The sequence below is a fragment of the Deltaproteobacteria bacterium genome (genome assembly GCA_028818775.1).
Classification (GTDB): domain Bacteria; phylum Desulfobacterota; class Binatia; order UBA9968; family JAJDTQ01; genus JAJDTQ01.
Map to the genome: position 1 here is coordinate 1 of JAPPNE010000050.1, position 16,503 is coordinate 16,503.

Genomic DNA, 16,503 nt, shown 5'->3' on the forward strand with positions numbered 1-16,503 from the left:
TGGCTCACCTCGTGGCCCAGCACGGCCGAGGCCTGTTCCGGCTTCATGGCCCGCAGCAGCCCCGTGCTCACCGCCACCAGCGAGTTGTTGCGGCTCGGGCCCGTGGCAAAGGCGTTGGGCTCGGGGGAATCGTAGATCGCCACCTCCGGCATGGCGATGTTCGCGGCCCGGGCGTGGTCCTGCACGGTGTTGACGAGCCAGATCTCGGTGTTGGTCCGGGGCTCATCGATGACCGTCAAGCCCATCCATCTCTTGGCCGTCCACTTGGAGATGCGCAACGAGATGAACGCGCCGCCCATGCCGAAGACGAACGAGAAGATCAGCAACGGCCAGAAATCGATCCCGTTCTGGTAGAGCAGCCAGTCGAGACCGAGCACGCGAAGCGCGAAGGCCAGCACAAGGAGGACCGCAAGGTTGGTGGCAATAAAGAGGAACCATCGTTTCATGGAACTCGTTCCCTTCTTCTCGGGAGTTCAATGCCCGAATAAAAATCTACAATGCGCATGGCGCCGAATCAATTCGCCGGGATCGCGGCTTCCAAAGAATGTAACCATCCCTGACGGCGTGTAAAGGCGTCCGCCTACTCGATCTCCCGCACCGCGGGCAGCCGCGCCAGGCCGTACAGACCCAGCGCCGCCACCAGGAACCCACCCAGGGCCACGGCCGTGGGGGCGCCGGCGAACTCGGCCACGGTGCCCGAGATGGCGCCGCCCAGCGGCATGAGGTCCCAGGTGAGGCCGAAGAGGCCGAGCACCCGGCCGCGCAGGTCGTTGGGCAGGTTCAGTTGGAGGATGGTGTTGATGGAGGTGAGGTAGATCTGGTTGAACAGGCCCAGGAAGAAGATCAGGCCCAGCGAGAGCGCGAACGAAGACGAGTACGCGAACAGCATGAGCAGCGCGCCGAAGATCGCCGATCCCACCAGCACCTGCCAGCCCCGGCGTCCGGCCTGGGCCAGGTAGGCGACGATCAGTGTGCCGATGAGCGCCCCCACGCCGGAGAACGACTGGAGCAGCCCGAACCCGCGCGCGTCCACCTCCAGGATGATGCGCGCGAACACCGGCAGCAGGATCACGTAGGACATGCCGAACAGGCTGTTGAAGCACGTGAGCCCCAGCAGGCTGTAGAAGAGCTGGTTGCGGCGCACGAAGTCGAGCCCGGCCAGGATGTTGCGCCAGACGCCGCCCTGGGGCTGTCCGACGAGGGGGCGGGTACGGATGAACGCCCACAGCGCCACCGCCGCCGCGGAACTCACGAAACAGGCGATGAAGGTATGGCCCACGCCGAACCAGTGGATAAGCAGGCCGGCGAGGCCGGGGCCCACCAGGCGGCACGCCTGCCACACCGAGCTGCCCAGCGCCACCGCGTTGGCGATCTCCTCCCGCGGCACCATCTCCGGCAGCAGCGCGTAGCGGCTGGGGCGGTCGAACGACCGCATCAGGCCCGAGTTGAACGCGAACACGAGCACGTGCCAGAACACGACGCGCTCGGTCAGTATCAGCAGTCCCAGCACGAGATAGGCCAGGGCCAGCAGCGACTGGGTGCACACCATGATGCGGCGCTTGTCGGCCCGGTCGGCGATGGCCCCGCCCACCAGCACCAGCGACACCCGCGGCACGGCGTAGACGATGCCGGCCACTCCCAGCATCAACGGCGAGTCCGTCAACAGGAACACCAGCCAGGCCTGCGCGGCCATCTCCATGTTGAGCGCCAGCACGGAAGAGAGCTGTCCAAGCCAATAGAGACGGTAGTTGCGATAACGCAACCCGGCGAACAGCCGGCTCAGCAGGGTTCCCATGAGCGGTTTTGTTTCCCGAAGTCTTTTGGGTCCGGCGCCGGCCACGTGCGCGCGTGGATGAACATCGGCGGCGTCGCCCACGCCCACATCAAGGAATCGATGCAATGCTTCGCCGACGACGCGCTGGCCGCGGTGCGGGAGATCTAGTGCCCTGCGGTCGGGTCGAATGCGTCGTCCCGCCGCGGCGACCGCCCCAGGCGACCCATCAACACCACGAGGAAAGCGGCGCTGATCGATACGGTGGCGATCAGCAACGCCAGCCCGGCCTGCGCCGCGTGGAGCGTGCTCTGGGAGGTCAGGGCGGCGACGGCGGCGTACGCGCCGTAGCCGGCCGTCACCGCGCCCCAGGCGAACAGGACGATTGCCGCAAGAGCCACCATCCGACGAAACGTCACACAAAGGCCCCGGCGAGTCAATGTGGACCCGCTCACCCAAAATTGTTAGGGTCGTGTCGAGGCTTGAACACATGGCGGGAACACTCGAAGGCATCAGGATTCTGGAACTCTCCAGCTACGTCACCGGCCCGTTCGCTTCCATGCTCATGGCGGACCTGGGCGCCGAGGTCATCAAGGTCGAGGACCGCGAGCACGGCGACCCGTTCCGTGGCTGGGGCGGCGGCAAGATGTATTCCGCCACCTTCTGCAGCCTGAACCGGAACAAGAAGAGCATCACGCTGGACCTCCGTGCCGAGGAGGGGCAGGAGATCTGCCGCAAGCTCGCCGCCGGGGCGGACGTGCTCATCGAGAACCACCGTCCGGGGGTCATGGCCCGGCGCGGACTGGGTTATGACACCCTCCATGAGTTGAACCCGAAGCTCATCTATTGCTCCATCTCCGGCTTCGGCCAGGAAGGACCCTACCGCGACCGGCCCGGGTACGACACGGTGGGCCAGGGCATGAGCGGCCTCTTGAGCCTGCTGACCGACCCGGACGATCCCAAGGGCATGGGCATCTCCCTGTCCGATCATCTGACCGGCGTGTATGCGTGCTACGGCGTGCTGGCGGCCCTGGTGAACCGCATGATGACGGGCGAAGGACAGATCATCGAGACCTCCCTGCTGCGCGCGTCGGTGTCGTTCACCGCCGAGAACTGCGCGCGCTACTTCGAGACCGGGGTGGTGCCGAGCCGTGCCGACCGCACGCGCACAGCCGGGGTGTTCGCCTTCGTCGACCGGGACGGCCGGCCCTTCGTCGTGCACCTGTCCTCGCCCAACAAGTTCTGGGTGGGGCTCGTGAATGTGGCCGGCAAGCCCGAGTGGGCGGACGACCCGCGCTTCGCCGACAAGGACGGCCGCACCGAACACCACGACCTGTTGGAGCGGGAGCTTCAGGCCGTTTTCGAGGGGGACTCGCGCGACGTGTGGCTGAGGAAGCTGCGGGAGCACGACGTGCCCTCCACCCCGCTGAACAACCTGGAAGACATGTTCAACGACCCGCAGGTCAAGCAGTACGGCTTCCCCATCGAGGTGGAGCACCCGAAAATGGGCAAGGTGAAGCTGGTTGGGAGCGGCGTGAACATGAGCCGGACGCCGCCCGAGACGCCCACGCCGCCGCCCATGCTCGGGGAGAACACGGGCGAGATCCTGCGGAGTCTCGGGTACAGCGCGGAAGAGGTGGAGGCACTGCGCGACCGGCAGGTCGTCTAGTGAGTGTGCCGTGACGACCGGGCGAACGGCGCGCCCTCCGTTGGCGCGTCGGATGGGCGCGGCGAGCTTTTGCGTTGCTTGTTGCCGTCCAAATTTGATAAGTAACGGGCTTTATTCCGCAATGTTGGCCTACGGCGCCGGCCGCGCCGACCGGATATCACCCGCGCGGTTTCGATGGACCGCCGATACCGGAACGAAACAGGATTGATCATGACCTACGCCACAAAGACTACTTGCCTTGCAGTCGCGCTCTGCCTGTCCCTTGCCGCTTGCGTCTCCAGCGACGAGCACGAACAGGTGAAGCAGGAAAGAGACCAGGCGTTACAGGCAAAGGAGAGTGCCGAGAAGAAGGTGGCGGAGTTGACGAAGACGCTGGAACAGCGCGGCCAGGAGGTAAAGGGTCTCCAGGCCAAGGTCCAGGGGATGGAGCAGGAAGCAACGAAGTCCCGGAGCGCGCTCGAGCAGAGCGCGAAGGAACTCGCGGCCACGCAAAAGCAGGTCAACGAGTTGAAGATGGGAGTGGCCGCCGTAACGGACGAGCGGGACAGCGCGCGCAAGAGCGCCGACGACCTGACCAAGCAGCTTGGAGAGAAGAGCAAGGCGGCTGATGACCTCGCCGCTCAACTCGCGGCAAAGGCCAAGGCAGCCGACGACCTCGGCGCCCGGCTCGCGGACAAAACCAAGGCGGCCGATGACCTCGGCGCTCAACTCGCGGCGAAGACCAAGGCCGCCGACGACCTCGGCGCCCAACTCGCGGCGAAGAGCACGGCGGTACAGGACTTGGAGAAAAGAGCCGGAGAACTCGCGGCGGCCAAGGCCGAGCTGGAAAAGACCGCCGCCGCGCTTTCGGGCAAGCAGGACGAATTGAACGCGCGCGCAAAGGGCCTCGAGGAGCAGGTGGCGGAGAAGGACAAGGCCATCGCGGGAATGCGCGCCGAGGCTGATGGGCTGAACGCGGCCAAGCAAGCCTTGGAAGCGGATGTCGCCAAGAACACGGAAGCCCTGGCCCAAGCGCGGAAGGAAGCGGCGGCAGCGGCGCAGTCATTGGAGCAAGCCCGCGCGGAAAAGAACAAGGCCGCGGCCGACCTCGCCGCCACCCAGCGCTCGTTGGAACAGATCCGCGCCGAGAAGGACAAGGCCCTGGCCGACCTCGCCGCCAGGAACAAGGCGCTGGCTGAAATGGCCACCCGCGAGAAGGACGCCGCTCAAAAGCTCGCGGCCGCCACGGCCGACCATGACAAGGCCGTTCAGGGACTCACGCAGCAACTGGAGCAGGCCCGCGCCGAAACCGACAAGGCGCGTGCCGACCTCGCCGCCAAGGAGAAGGAACTGGCGGAGATGGCCGCCAAGGCCCAGGCACCCGCGGTTGAACAAGGCGCTGCTCCGGGACAGGGGGGAGCCCAGGAGCAGAGCGGCGCCCAAGGGCAAGGCGCTCCTCAACAGTAACGCCCCCCGTCCGCCATCGCGGGGCACCGCCTCTTCGAGGGGGCGCCGGCCGTCAACTCCGGATGTCGGGCCAGTCGTGCAGCAGCTTGCCGTAGCCGGAAATGCTGCACGAGAAGCCCACCCTGGAGAGCATGTACCAGAGCATGCCGGGATTGCTGGCGACCACGGGCCGCGCCAGATCCTGTTCGAGCCGGTCCAGGATCTTCAACGGGTCCAGGACGGCCCCCTGGAAGTAGATTGCCTGCACCTCCGGATTGGCCTGGAAGGCCTTTTCCGTGAGGGCGTACACGTCCTCAGGCCCCACCTCCATGGCGTCGCGATAGTCGTCGAAGGTGTCCGCCGGCGAGATGGCCTCGATGCCGCAGCCTGCGAGATAGTCGCGGATCAGCTTGTTCATGGACTCCACGAACGGAGTCAGCAGCAGCACCCTGGGGGTCGAGAGAGCCTTCAGGGCCTCGGCGCAGGCCTCCAGCGCCGTGGTCACCGGCACGTCCACCGCCTCCTTGAGCCTTCCCAAAAGCCCCGGATTGAGCACCTCCACCGGCGCGCCGCTGACGATGACGCCGTGCCAGCCGCGCTCCCGCGCCAGTCGCGCGGAAGTTTCCACCACATGGTCGCCCGTGCCCCGGAGGCTCTCCAGCGGACCGCGCACGATGCCCAGTCCCTCGAACTCCATCTCCACTTCCGCGGGAATGCACGCCCGGAACGGCTCGAAGTGCGGGCTCGAGCTCGATATGGGTGTCACGAAACCGACCTTGACCTTTGCCGAATCTGCCATGGATACCCTCCTCCAAGCTGAAACTAGAACGAGCGCGCGGCGATCCAACTGCCGCCGATGAACGTGCCCAGCGTGCTGCCCAGGTTCGAGAACACCACGACCAGAAGGATGCGCGACACCGGGTTGCGCCACAGTCCCTTGGGAAACGCGGTCACCACCTCGGACATGCCCTCCAGGTCCGCCACCGTAGGCTTTTTGACCCACGCCTGGACGAACCCCGAAACCCAGCCCGCGGCGATGGTGGGGTTGAGGCTGGTGATGGGCGCGGCCAGGAACGCCGCCAGCACGGTGATCGGATGCCCCAGGGCCAGGGCCGCTCCCGCGGCCGCGAGCACGCCGTTCACCAGCACCCAGATGGAGATGGACTCCAGCGAATGGGCGGCGCCGGCGCTGTAGAACCCGTAGGCGATGATGGCCAGGATCAGGGCGGGCACCACCCACTTGATGCTCCTGGTCCAGAGCGATGGCTCCGGGACCTCTTCCAGGGCGTCGAGAGACTGTTCCCGTTCGATGGCGCGCGCGATCCCCGGGACGTGTCCCGCGCCCACCACGGCCACGACACGCGCGCCCGGGGCCTCGCGGATCTTCTGCGCCAGGTAGACGTCGCGCTCGTCGATGAGACTCTCCTTCACCGCCGGGAAGGCCCTCGCGAACTCCAACAGGACATCCTCCAGACGGTCCGCCTGCTTGAGGTCGTCCACCGCCTTCCTGTCGACCTCCGGCTCCGCCAGCGCGCTGCTCAGAAGCACGAACAGCACCTTGAGCTTGTTCCAGAGGCTCAGCCTCCTCCAGGTGCGCTTGAGGGTCACCTGGACGTCGCGGTCCGCCAGCACCAGGTCCGCACCCCGCTCCCGCGCAAGCCGCACCCCCTCCAGCATGTCCGCCCCAGGCCGCACCCCGAGCCGGTCCCCCATTCGCTTGTAGAACGCCGACATGATCAGGTGGCTCAAGAGCAGCGCCGCCTTGCCCTCCTTGATGACCTTGAAGACGTTCATCTTCTGCCACGCGTCGGGCCGGGTAAAGGACTCGTAGCGGGCCTGGCACAGCTCCACGCATATGGTGTCGGGGTCCACCTGCTCGACGGTCTCGCGCACGTCGTCGACGCTTTCCAGCGAGACATGCGCGGTGCCGACGAGGTAGACCTCCCGGCCCTGGGTGCTCAACCGCCGCGTATGCGCCGGAAGCCCGGCAGCGCCCGGGCCCTGTGCGGCATCGACTTCCACGCGGGTCAGACCTGAGCCACCGGGCCGTCGTAGTTCCTGAGCCAGCCGATGAACTGCACGATCTGGTCGACCATGTAGTCGTGGTAGGCCTTGCCCTTCTCGGGCGACGCCTTGATGGAGGGGCTGAAGGAGCCCGTGGGCACGATACGGCGCTGCTCCGTGCTGGTCCACGGGATGTCGATGACCTCGTGAGGTGCGTAGAAGAGGTCGCCGTGGGACCACGGCGAGAAGTTCTTGTCGAAGTCCACCTGCGACGTGGTCAGCTTCTCCTGCTTGACCAGGTGCGGGAACTTGTACCAGCACTCCGAGATCTCCAGCTCGCCGCTGTGGTGCTCCTTCGCTTCCTTGATCTCGTTGGCGATCTTCTTGGCGATCTTCACCGGGTCGATGACGGCGAAGAAGACCTCCGGCATCTCGTACTCGCGCAGGTTCTTGGTGGCCGCCAGCAGGCCCGGCAGGTTGGCGCCCTTGTGCCCGTTGATGATCAGGATCTTGCGGAACCCGTGCTTCGCCAGGCTGCGGCTCATGTCCTGGATCACCGCCATCAACGTCTCGGTACGGAGCGAGATGGTGCCCGGGAAACCCAGGTGGTGCGGCGAGTCGCCGAACCAGAGCGGCGGCGCGCACACCGTTCCGGTGGCGCGTGCCACGTCCTCCGCCAGTGCGATGGCGATGAGGCAGTCGAGGCCCAGGGGCCCGGCCGGGCCGTGCTCCTCGGTGCTGCCCACCGGGCAAATGATGATGTCGGAGTCCTCCAGGTAGGCCGCCACGTCCTCCCAGGTCAGCTCCTGGAGCCATACGGAACCGAGTTGCGCCGGCATTTCATCTCCTCCCGTCGTTCACTTGATGGCCAACGGATTCGTCGGCGACCCCACAGCGCCCGTGACCGGCAGCGCCGGGCCCACGAACATGAACTCGTAGCGGCCGTCGACCGCGCAGTCTTCCGCCAGCTCTTCCAGGTGGAAGATCTCCCCTACCGTGAGCCCCATGTTGGGGATGCTGACCCAGTGCCAGGGCTGGGTGGCGTCGCGGGTCTGGTTGGGCCGGACCTCCACGCCCCAGGTGTCCGTGGCCACGGCGGCCACCTCCCGGGCATGGAGCCAGTCCAGCGTATCGAACCCGAGTCCGGGGGCGTCCCCGCCGGGATAGCCGTCCCAGGATCCGGCGTCCAGCTTGGCCTTCATCTGTCCGGTGCGCACCAGCAGGTAGTCGCCGCGGCGCACCTCCACCTCCTGCGCCGCCATGGTCTTGTCCAAATCTTCGCTGGTGATGGCGTAGCCGTCCTCCAGCCAATCGCTTCCCTTGACCCGGGCCACGTCCAGCAGCACGCCGCGCCCCACCATCTTCTCCCGCGTCTTCTCGATGCCGTTCCTGGCGGCGCCGCCGGAGGTTACCAGCCGCACATCGTAGCCGTTGTACATGTAGTCGTCGTAGAAGATATGCGCCAGACCGTCCCACTGGGTGCCGGCCTGTAGCGGCATGATGATGATGTCGTCGGCGCCGCGGATGCGCCGGTGGTCGAGCACGCCCGAGTAGGCGTCCGTACCGGTGCGCAGCATCAGGTGGATGGGATTGAACCGGCCCATGGCCGGGTAGTTGCTCTTGCCGCTCTGCGGTCCGTCGGCGTCGTAGGCCAGGGCCAGCGAGAACACCCGCCCGCGGCGCACGAGTTGCGCCGCGGCGACGATGTCCTCGGGCGTGGTGAAGTTGAGCGTGCCGATCTCGTCGTCCTTGCCCCAGCGCCCCCAGTTGCGCAGCCGCTCCGCGGTCTCGCGGAGCCGTTTCATCGTCAGTTTTCGGCGTCTTCCGGTGGCCAAACCCAACCTCCTGAGGGACTCCCGGGTTGAAAGTCTTGCCGGGATTGCCTATGAAACTCCGTCATGTCGTCTTTCGCCGACAACGGCAAGGGCCGCAAAGTGATGCTCGGCTTCGTGGTGCGGCGTTGCGCCAGGGAGTTGGGCCACCATCCCACCCCGGACGAGTTCGCCCTCTGGGCCAACAACCAGAGGCGGGACGGGGAACGCTACCATATCTTCGGACAGGCCATCTCGGCCGAGGCCGCGAAGATCATGCTGCGCAGCCTCGACCGGCTCGTGACCGTCCGCTCGCCGGAAGTGATACTCGGACAGCGCGAAGCCTCCTGAGGCCTCGGGCTCCCTCCGTTCCGCGCCTTCAGGAAGCCTTCCTCGCAGCGTCGCTGATGTCCAGGTTGTAGAGCCGGGCGCCGTTGTCCCGCAGGATCTTGGTCTTGACGCTCTCGCTCAGGTCCGTGCGCTGCTTGAGGTAGTCGCTCGACAGCACCTCGCGGTCGCCGTGGGGCATGTCGGAGCCGTACACCACCTGCCCCTCTCCCACCAGCTCCACCACCTGCGGCAGCAACGAGTCCTCCACCTCCGCGCTCAGGTAGAGGTTGCCCTGCCGGACGTAATCCATGGGCGCCAGCTTGGCCTTGGGCACCGTGTCCGGAAGGATGTCGGCGAGGAAGTTGCCCGAGTGGCCGAAACGGTGGTCGAGCCGGTCGATCATGAAGTGGACCCACTGGCAGCCGGCCTCCAGGAATCCCACGCGCATGGTGGGGAACCGGTCCAGCAACCCGCTGTTGATCATGGACGAGAAGCCCAGGAGCACCGGCATCAGGAATGCGTTCACCGACGACGGATAGATGTGGGTGAACAGGCCGGTGATGGCCGGACAGGCCCAGCCCACGTGGATCGCCAAGGTCAGGTCCCGCTCCACCAGCGCCTCGTAAAACGGCAGGAAGGCGGGGTCGTCCAGCAGCCGGTCGCCGATGGTGCCCAGCACCATGACGGCGATGGCGCCCAGCTCGTGGGCTTCCTTCACCTGCGCCACCGCCCCTTCGACGTCGTCGAGGTTCACCACCGCCGCCCACTTCAGCCGCTCGTGGGCGCCGATCTGGTCGCCGAGGAAGCGGTTGTACGCGGTGCTCATGGCGGTCACGAGCGCCGGGTTCGCGGCCAGCGGATAGGCGAGGAAAAGGGTCGGATAGAGGACCTGCAGCGAGATCCCCTCCTTGTCCATGGCCTCGATGCGCTCCTTGACGCCGTGGATCTCCATGCTGCCGATGGTGTCGGACTTCTTCTGCGCGTGGGGCGTCTTCTTGCCATGGTAGCTCGCCGGGGTGCCGAGGTTGTGGGCGCCGCGCCCGACCCGGCGCGGGTACATCTGCTCCTCGATCATCCAGTAGACCATCTTGTCGATGGCCACCACCCGCGGCTTCTGGGCGCGAAACTCAGGGTCGAAGTACTTGTCGCTGAACGTGGTTTCGCTTTCCTCGACGTGTCCGTCGGCATCCACCAGGTACATGAGTCACCTCCGTCGGTTGGGCCGCGCCCTCCGGTCGTCCGCGAGCGCAACCTCTGAAGGTAGCCCAACCGATGGGGCAGTTCAAGGCTGAGACGCGTGGAACGGCGTGCGTTGACACCGTCGGGAAAAATCTCTAGGGTTCACAACTTTACCGGTGAGACACCGTATCACTGGACGAACTCCTGACAACCGACGAGGAGGGAATCATGGTCCGACTCATTGCAAGTTTTCTGACAGCCGCCATGACGCTGGCAGGCGCCGCCACGGTGCTGGCGCAGAACATGCCGGTGGTGCAGATGTCGTCGTTCGACAAGCCGTCCTTCGGCCACACGACGGCTTCGCTGATCGAGGCCAACGACTTCGACAAGAAGCACGGCATCGACATCCAGTGGGTCTTCAAGCAGGGACGCGCGGCCAACACGGACTTCGCCACGGGCAGGGACAAGATTACCATCGCCTCGGCGCTTCTGTCGGAAGCCAACCGCCGGCTCAAGGGCGTGAAATCGGTTTATCTGTTCAACGTGCTGAACGGCCACGGCGCGCTCTTGACCATGGACCCGGCCATCAACAGCGTGGCGGACCTCGAAGGCAAGAGCCTGGCGGCAGTCACGGTGACCACCAACTACGCCATGTTCCGGTACTTCGCCCAAAAGGCCGGCACCGACCTGAACAAGGTGTCGATCCAATCCACCAACACCGCGGGACTGGCCACCTTGCTCATGGCCAAGCGTGCCGACGCCATACACATCTGGGAGCCGAACTACTCCAGGATGCTGGTGACCAACCCCGGCAAGCTCAAGATGATCGAGTACTTCCACCAGTGGGAAGCCATCCACGGGGCGCCGCAAAGGGGCTTCCTGGGCGTGGCGGCCCATGAGGACTGGATCAACGCCAACAAGGAGCTGATCCCGAAGATCTACGCGGCCTTCGCGGAGCTGGCGAAGTGGCTGCCGACGCACCATGACGAGGCCGCCGCGATCATCGAGAAGGCGGCCGGCGTGCCCAAGGAGGCCTTCCTCATGGCCCTGAGCGCGGCGCGCTATCCCCTGGACGTGGTGCCCGCGGCGGAGATCGAAGGCAACATCAAGGCCCTCTTCCAGGCCGGCATCGACAGCGGCTACATGAAGCAGATGCCGGACGACGGCGTCCTCTACCGGGGCAAGGTCCGCTAGCGAGAGCCCCGCAACGCATCCGCTGGCATGGAATCCGAGGCAACCCGCACCGAGTTGTCACCGGCTCAGGCCCAGGAGGCGTGGCATGCGCGCCTCCTGAGCCTCATGACCGCCCGGAAAGAGCCGATCATTTCCTTCGGCGTGATCCTGGCGGCCTGGCAGATCGCTTCCTTCTTCCTGCCCCCCTACCTGGTTCCGGGCGTCGGCGCCATCCTCGCCGCTTTCATCGAGATCGTCGCGAGCCTCGCCTTGCTGGGGGACGTCCTCACCACCATGGGGCGCATCTTCCTGGGCCTCGTGCTGGCGTTCATCACCGGCACGATCCTCGGCGTCTTCATGGGCTTTACGGAGACGGTGGAGAAGTACACCCTGCCGGTGCTGCATTTCATCATGGGCATTCCGGCGCTCTCCTGGGTGGTGTTCGCCATCATCTGGTTCAGCCACGTGGAGACGCGCATCGCCTTCATCCTGCTGGCCGGCTGCCTGCCCAACTACGCCCTCATCATCCACGACGGCATCAAGAGCATCTCCAAGGAATACCTGGACATGCTGCGGGCCATGCGCCCGACGCGCAAACAGCTCTTCTCCAAGCTGATCCTGCCGGGCATGATCCCGGCCGTGCTGACTTCCTGGAAGGTCAACCTCGGGCTCGCCGCGCGCGTGGTCATCGTCGCCGAGCTGGTGGGCGCCAGCCGGGGCGTGGGCAACAAGCTGCTGCTGGCGCAGGAACTCTTCGAGATGCCCAAGGCCATCGCCTGGACGCTGGTGCTGGTGGCCTTCCTGCTCATCACCCAGTTCGTCATTCTCTTTCTGGAGCACAAGCTGCTGCGCTGGCGTCCGGCGAAGCAGGGAGGAATGGCAACGTGAGCACCGCCGAACCCGTCGTCCAAATGCAGGACGTGCAGATGGTCTTCACCTCGGTGGACGGCGACCGCTTCACCGCGGTGGAAGGGCTCGACCTGGAGGTGGGGAGCGGTGACGTCGTCGCCATCGTCGGCAAGACCGGCTGCGGCAAGTCCACCACGTTCAACCTGTTGCTGGGCCTGGAGCAGCCCACGTCGGGTTCCATCGCGCTCCTGGGACACGATCCCTACAGGGAATTCGACTGGTTCCGCTCCAAGCTGGGCGTCATCTTCCAGACCGACCGCCTGCTGCCCTGGCGCACCGCACTGGAGAACGCCCGGGTCGGGCTCGAGATCCTCGACTACAGCGAAAAGGAACAGAACGACATCGCCCTGCAGTGGCTGCACAAGCTGGAACTACAGGGCTTCGAGGACGCCTATCCCCACGAGCTGTCCGGCGGCATGCGCCAGCGCGTGGGCATGGCCCGGGCCTTCTGCCTCACGCCGGAGATCTTCTTCGCCGACGAGGCCTTCGGCCACCTGGACCAGTCCACCGCCCGGCGCCTGCGCGAGGTATTCCTGGAGCTCGTGAACGAGAGCCGGAAGACCTGCCTCCTCATCACCCACAACATCCATGAGGCGCTGGAGATCGGCTCCCGCCTGGTGATCCTCGGCAAGCCCGGCCGGGTCCTCGCCGACATGGAAACCCCCACCAACGCCACCCGCGCCGAGATGGCCGAGTTCGAGGACCGGGTCCTCGACATCATCGAAAGCAACGAAGTCGTCGGGTGAAGCGCTACGGTTTCTGGCTCCTTGCACTGGGATGGCTTCCGGCGGGGGTCATGCTCCAGGCGCTGTTCCGGTTCTTTCCGGGCGGGGGCGAGGGCTGGACTCCGGAGCTCATCCTCATGGCCGGCGTGATGATGATCCAGAGCCTGATTCCCGTGGCCGTCTGCGGCCTGCCGCTGGCGCTGGCCTGCCGGCGGATCTGGCGCATGGACTTTCACCGGACCGCCTGGAGCCTGGGTGTCGGCCTGGGCGCCGTCACCACGCTCGCAACGGTGCTCGCGGGTCTGCTGGGACCGTTGGCGATCCTCATTGCCGCGTTGGTGCTGAGCCTGCCGGCATGGGTCGTCGCCTTCCTGCTCGGGCGACGAAAGCGGGAGCGGAGTGGAACAAACGGTGTATAGGGGCGACCGACCGGTTACCCCTACCGCGTCTATCGCCGTTGCAGGTTCCTACCCCAGCATCCGGTCCGGCAGCCACAGGGAGATCTGCGGGAAGGCCACCAGGATAATGAGGGTGAACACGTCCATCAGGAAGAACGGCAGGATGCCCTTGAAGATCTCCTCGAGGCGCACCATGCCGTGGGCCGCGGCGTTCACGGTGTAGACGTTCATGCCCACCGGCGGCGTGATGAGGCCGATCTCCGAGGTCTTGATCACCAGCACGCCGAACCAGATGCCGCTGAAGCCCATCTGGATGATGATGGGGAAGACGATGGGCAGGGTGATGGCCATCATCGCGGCCGGGTCCATGAACATGCCCAGGAACACGTAGAGCAGGAGGAAGCCGGTCAGGACCAGGTGGCGCGGCATGCCGGAGCTCACCAGGTAGTCCGCCAACCGCGGGCCGACGTTGGTGATGGCAAGGAACCGGCTGAAGATGTAGGCGCCGATGATGATGGTGAAGAGCATCGTGGTGGAGGTGGCGGTGTCCAGCACGGTGTTCCGCAGCCTCTCGCGCGAGAAAGCGCCCTTGACGATCATGATCACGAACGCGCCGAAGGCGCCGAAGGCGCCCGCCTCCGTGGGCGTGGCGATGCCCAGGTAGATGGCGCCCATGACGACGATTGAGAGCGTGACGATGCCCCACACCCGGTACAGGGACAGGAGCTTCTCCCTCAATGGCGGCCTTTCCTCGAGGATGGGCGCAATCTCGGGCCGGAGCCGGACCCAGCATGAAATCATGCCCATGTAAATCAGCGCGGAGAGGACCCCCGGAATGAAGCCGGCGATGAGCAGCTTGCCGATGGACTGCTCCGTAATGATCCCGTAGATGATCATCAGGCCGCTGGGAGGAATCAGCGCTCCCAGCGTCCCAGAAGCCGCGATGGCGCCGGTGGCAAGCCGCTTGTCGTAGCCATACTTGGTCATTTCCGGCAGGGCCACCTGGGTGAAGGTGGCGGCCGTGGCCACGCTGGAGCCGCAGGCCGCGGCAAACGCGGCGCAACTCGCCGTGGTGGCCATGGCGAGGCCGCCGCGGACCCGTCCCAGCCACTTGTGAACCACCGAGTAGATATCCGCGCTCAAGCCGCCATAGTTGGCGAACTGCCCCATCAGGATAAAGACGGGGATGGCGAAGAACGTGAAGTTGGCCACCACCTTGTACGGGGTCGTCCGCAAGAGACCGATGCCGGCGGCCCAGCTGTCGGTGAGCACGACGAAGCCCAACACCCCGACCAGCCCCAGCGACACGGCCACGTGAAGGCCGCACAGGAGCAGGAAGATCAGGAGAAAGACGCTGATGATCGCCAGGAAGGTTGGGTCCATGTGATGTCTACCCCGGGGTTATGAGACTGCGAAAATGCTTCCAGGCGTCTCTCAACATCTGGATGGCGATGAGAGCGGCGCCGAACGGGATGGCGAGCTTGGGCGGGTAGACCGGAATCTGCACCAGTCCGTCGGACGCCTCGCGGTATTCCAGGGCGGAGAGCCCGGCATGCCACGACTGCCAGGCCATAAGCACGAAGAACACCGCCGCAATCAGGAGGACGAACACCGCGAGGCCGTCGCCGATCTTCCCCGGCAGCCGCTGGGTCACCAGCTCCACGCAGATGTGCCGCTTGGTGAGCTGGACATACGCCAGGCTGAAAAAGACCACGAACACGATGAGGAACTCGGTGAACTCCAGCGTCCCGGGGATCGGGCTCGAGAACACGTAGCGCCCGGTGACGTCCACCGTGATCAGCAGCATCATGAAAAACAGGACGTAGCCGCTGATCTCGTTCAGGAAGGTCATGAACCGGGTCATCCAGGTATGGTCGCCTTCCGGCGCCGCGAAACCCGGGGTTACGGCGGATTCAAGAGTATCCTTAGATGGTTCCAAGACAGCCTGACCCCTTGACGTTGCGCAGGGACGGCATCACCGCCGCCCCCGCAGCCGCGTGTTGTGGAGGGAGGGTTGCCCCCGCCCCATGACCGGTTTATTCGCCGCGGAAGACGGCCAGGGTCTTCTTGCCCGGCAGGCCCAGCTTCTCCATGCTGGCCACCCAGTCGCCGGCGATCTTCTTCACGCCCGGGCTGTTCTTCCACTTCTCCCTGTCCGAGGCGGAGAAGTCGACGATCTTGACGCCCTTGCCCGTCAGGTACTTCTGGAACTTGACGTCGTCGTCCTTCATGGCCTGGGCTTCCCACTTGCCGACCTTCTCACCCTCTTCCAGGAGGATCTTCTGGTGCTCCTTCGACAGGGAGTCCCACTTCCTCTTGTTGATGGTGAAGGTGTTGACGCCCGCGATGCAGCCCATCTCGATCTTGCTCATGTACTTGGCCACCTCGTAGGTCTTGAACCGCTGGGCCGCCTCGAAGGAGAGGATGCGCGCGTCGATGGTCTTGCGTTGCAGCGCCTCGTACATCTCGCCGCCGGTGGTGCTCACCGGAATCCCGCCCCCCGCCTTGATGGCCTTGGGCGCGATGCGGCCGAAGGTGCCGACCTTCTTGCCCTTGAGCTCCGCCAGGTTCGTGATGGGGTAGTGCGCCACGAGTTGGTAGCTCGCCGTGGCGGTCATACCCACCACCACGTGACCGAACTTGGCCAGCTCCGCGCTGGCCTCCGGGATCTGCGCGAGCACGCGCATGCCGCCGTCGCGCGACTGCACCGGATCACTCACGGCGAAGGGAAGCCCGCCGACCTGCAACAGCCGGATCTTGTCGGAGAAGTATCCGATGGCCAGATCCGCCATGTCGGACGTGCCCAACTGCACCGCCTCCAGGGCCTCCTTGGCGTGCACCAGCGAGTTGGCCCAGAAGATCTGCACCTCGATCTCGCCGTTGGTCCTCTTGGCCACGCCGTTCTTGAAATGCACCAGGTAGTCGGCGCGCGGAGTTCCCGGGCGCGCTGACTGCGTCGCTACCTTGAGGATGATCTTGGATTGGGCGTCCTCCGGGACTGTCAGCCCGGCGACGCACAGGACACCGGCCATCAGGAAGACCACTAACGATTTCGACATTGCCTTCATCTTCTCCCCTTTCTGATACAAACCTTGCCGTGACGCCGACG

General features: G+C 65.5%; 18 protein-coding genes. 7 read left to right on the forward strand and 11 right to left on the reverse strand.

Annotated elements, in window-relative coordinates; all coding sequences use genetic code 11:
* From OXU42_05445 to OXU42_05455, 3 genes are all read right to left on the reverse strand, one after another.
* A partial coding sequence (locus OXU42_05445) for a M48 family metalloprotease (protein MDE0028836.1) occupies nt 1-446 on the reverse strand: 446 nt, incomplete at its 3' end.
* A gap of 134 nt (nt 447-580) precedes the next feature.
* The gene (locus OXU42_05450) at nt 581-1,795 is read right to left on the reverse strand and encodes an MFS transporter (GenBank protein MDE0028837.1); all 1,215 of its coding nucleotides are present in this window, start codon (nt 1,793-1,795) and stop codon (nt 581-583) included.
* Nucleotides 1,796-1,938: 143 nt separating this feature from the next.
* Nucleotides 1,939-2,190 (reverse strand): hypothetical protein, encoded by a 252-nt coding sequence (locus OXU42_05455; GenBank protein ID MDE0028838.1) that lies wholly within the window; start codon nt 2,188-2,190, stop codon nt 1,939-1,941.
* A gap of 71 nt (nt 2,191-2,261) precedes the next feature.
* Between OXU42_05455 and OXU42_05460 the strand changes: the two genes are divergently transcribed.
* On the forward strand, nt 2,262-3,440 hold the full coding sequence (locus OXU42_05460) for a CaiB/BaiF CoA-transferase family protein (GenBank protein MDE0028839.1): 1,179 nt from the start codon (nt 2,262-2,264) through the stop codon (nt 3,438-3,440).
* 210 nt (nt 3,441-3,650) lie between these two features.
* Nucleotides 3,651-4,886, forward strand: coding sequence for a hypothetical protein (locus tag OXU42_05465; protein MDE0028840.1), 1,236 nt, complete (start codon nt 3,651-3,653; stop codon nt 4,884-4,886).
* Nucleotides 4,887-4,938: 52 nt separating this feature from the next.
* Here OXU42_05465 and OXU42_05470 read toward each other — a convergent pair whose 3' ends face one another.
* Genes OXU42_05470 through OXU42_05485 form a run of 4 tightly spaced genes read right to left on the reverse strand, consistent with a single transcriptional unit; the run spans nt 4,939 to nt 8,674 of the window.
* The gene (locus tag OXU42_05470) at nt 4,939-5,664 is read right to left on the reverse strand and encodes a hypothetical protein (GenBank protein MDE0028841.1); all 726 of its coding nucleotides are present in this window, start codon (nt 5,662-5,664) and stop codon (nt 4,939-4,941) included.
* Nucleotides 5,665-5,687: 23 nt separating this feature from the next.
* Nucleotides 5,688-6,887, reverse strand: coding sequence for a TraB/GumN family protein (locus OXU42_05475; GenBank protein ID MDE0028842.1), 1,200 nt, complete (start codon nt 6,885-6,887; stop codon nt 5,688-5,690).
* 5 nt (nt 6,888-6,892) lie between these two features.
* Complete coding sequence (locus OXU42_05480) at nt 6,893-7,708, reverse strand: creatininase family protein (protein MDE0028843.1); 816 nt, start codon at nt 7,706-7,708, stop codon at nt 6,893-6,895.
* A gap of 18 nt (nt 7,709-7,726) precedes the next feature.
* Nucleotides 7,727-8,674 (reverse strand): cyclase family protein, encoded by a 948-nt coding sequence (locus OXU42_05485; protein MDE0028844.1) that lies wholly within the window; start codon nt 8,672-8,674, stop codon nt 7,727-7,729.
* Nucleotides 8,675-8,767: 93 nt separating this feature from the next.
* Here OXU42_05485 and OXU42_05490 point away from each other — a divergent pair, with 93 nt between their 5' ends.
* Nucleotides 8,768-9,031: a hypothetical protein gene (locus OXU42_05490; GenBank protein MDE0028845.1), complete on the forward strand. Its 264-nt coding sequence runs from the start codon at nt 8,768-8,770 to the stop codon at nt 9,029-9,031.
* A 28-nt stretch (nt 9,032-9,059) separates the two neighbouring features.
* Here OXU42_05490 and OXU42_05495 read toward each other — a convergent pair whose 3' ends face one another.
* Complete coding sequence (locus tag OXU42_05495; GenBank protein MDE0028846.1) at nt 9,060-10,211, reverse strand: amidohydrolase family protein; 1,152 nt, start codon at nt 10,209-10,211, stop codon at nt 9,060-9,062.
* 206 nt (nt 10,212-10,417) lie between these two features.
* Between OXU42_05495 and OXU42_05500 the strand changes: the two genes are divergently transcribed.
* From OXU42_05500 to OXU42_05515, 4 genes are read left to right on the forward strand one after another with little or no spacing between them, the layout of a single operon-like run.
* Complete coding sequence (locus tag OXU42_05500; GenBank protein MDE0028847.1) at nt 10,418-11,383, forward strand: ABC transporter substrate-binding protein; 966 nt, start codon at nt 10,418-10,420, stop codon at nt 11,381-11,383.
* Nucleotides 11,384-11,410: 27 nt separating this feature from the next.
* A complete protein-coding gene (locus OXU42_05505; GenBank protein MDE0028848.1) occupies nt 11,411-12,250 on the forward strand; it encodes an ABC transporter permease in 840 nt (279 codons plus the stop codon).
* Nucleotides 12,247-13,017, forward strand: a complete 771-nt coding sequence (locus OXU42_05510) for an ATP-binding cassette domain-containing protein (GenBank protein MDE0028849.1) — start codon at nt 12,247-12,249, stop codon at nt 13,015-13,017. Before OXU42_05505 ends, OXU42_05510 begins: the two co-directional genes overlap by 4 nt.
* Nucleotides 13,014-13,415 carry a hypothetical protein gene (locus tag OXU42_05515; GenBank protein ID MDE0028850.1) on the forward strand — a complete coding sequence of 134 codons (402 nt, stop codon included), beginning with the start codon at nt 13,014-13,016 and terminating at the stop codon, nt 13,413-13,415. Before OXU42_05510 ends, OXU42_05515 begins: the two co-directional genes overlap by 4 nt.
* Nucleotides 13,416-13,463: 48 nt before the next feature.
* Here OXU42_05515 and OXU42_05520 read toward each other — a convergent pair whose 3' ends face one another.
* From OXU42_05520 to dctP, 3 genes are all read right to left on the reverse strand, one after another.
* Nucleotides 13,464-14,777: a TRAP transporter large permease gene (locus tag OXU42_05520; protein MDE0028851.1), complete on the reverse strand. Its 1,314-nt coding sequence runs from the start codon at nt 14,775-14,777 to the stop codon at nt 13,464-13,466.
* 7 nt (nt 14,778-14,784) lie between these two features.
* Complete coding sequence (locus tag OXU42_05525; GenBank protein MDE0028852.1) at nt 14,785-15,246, reverse strand: TRAP transporter small permease; 462 nt, start codon at nt 15,244-15,246, stop codon at nt 14,785-14,787.
* 184 nt (nt 15,247-15,430) lie between these two features.
* Nucleotides 15,431-16,453: a TRAP transporter substrate-binding protein DctP gene (dctP, locus tag OXU42_05530; protein MDE0028853.1), complete on the reverse strand. Its 1,023-nt coding sequence runs from the start codon at nt 16,451-16,453 to the stop codon at nt 15,431-15,433.
* Between the last annotated feature and the right edge of the window lie 50 nt (nt 16,454-16,503).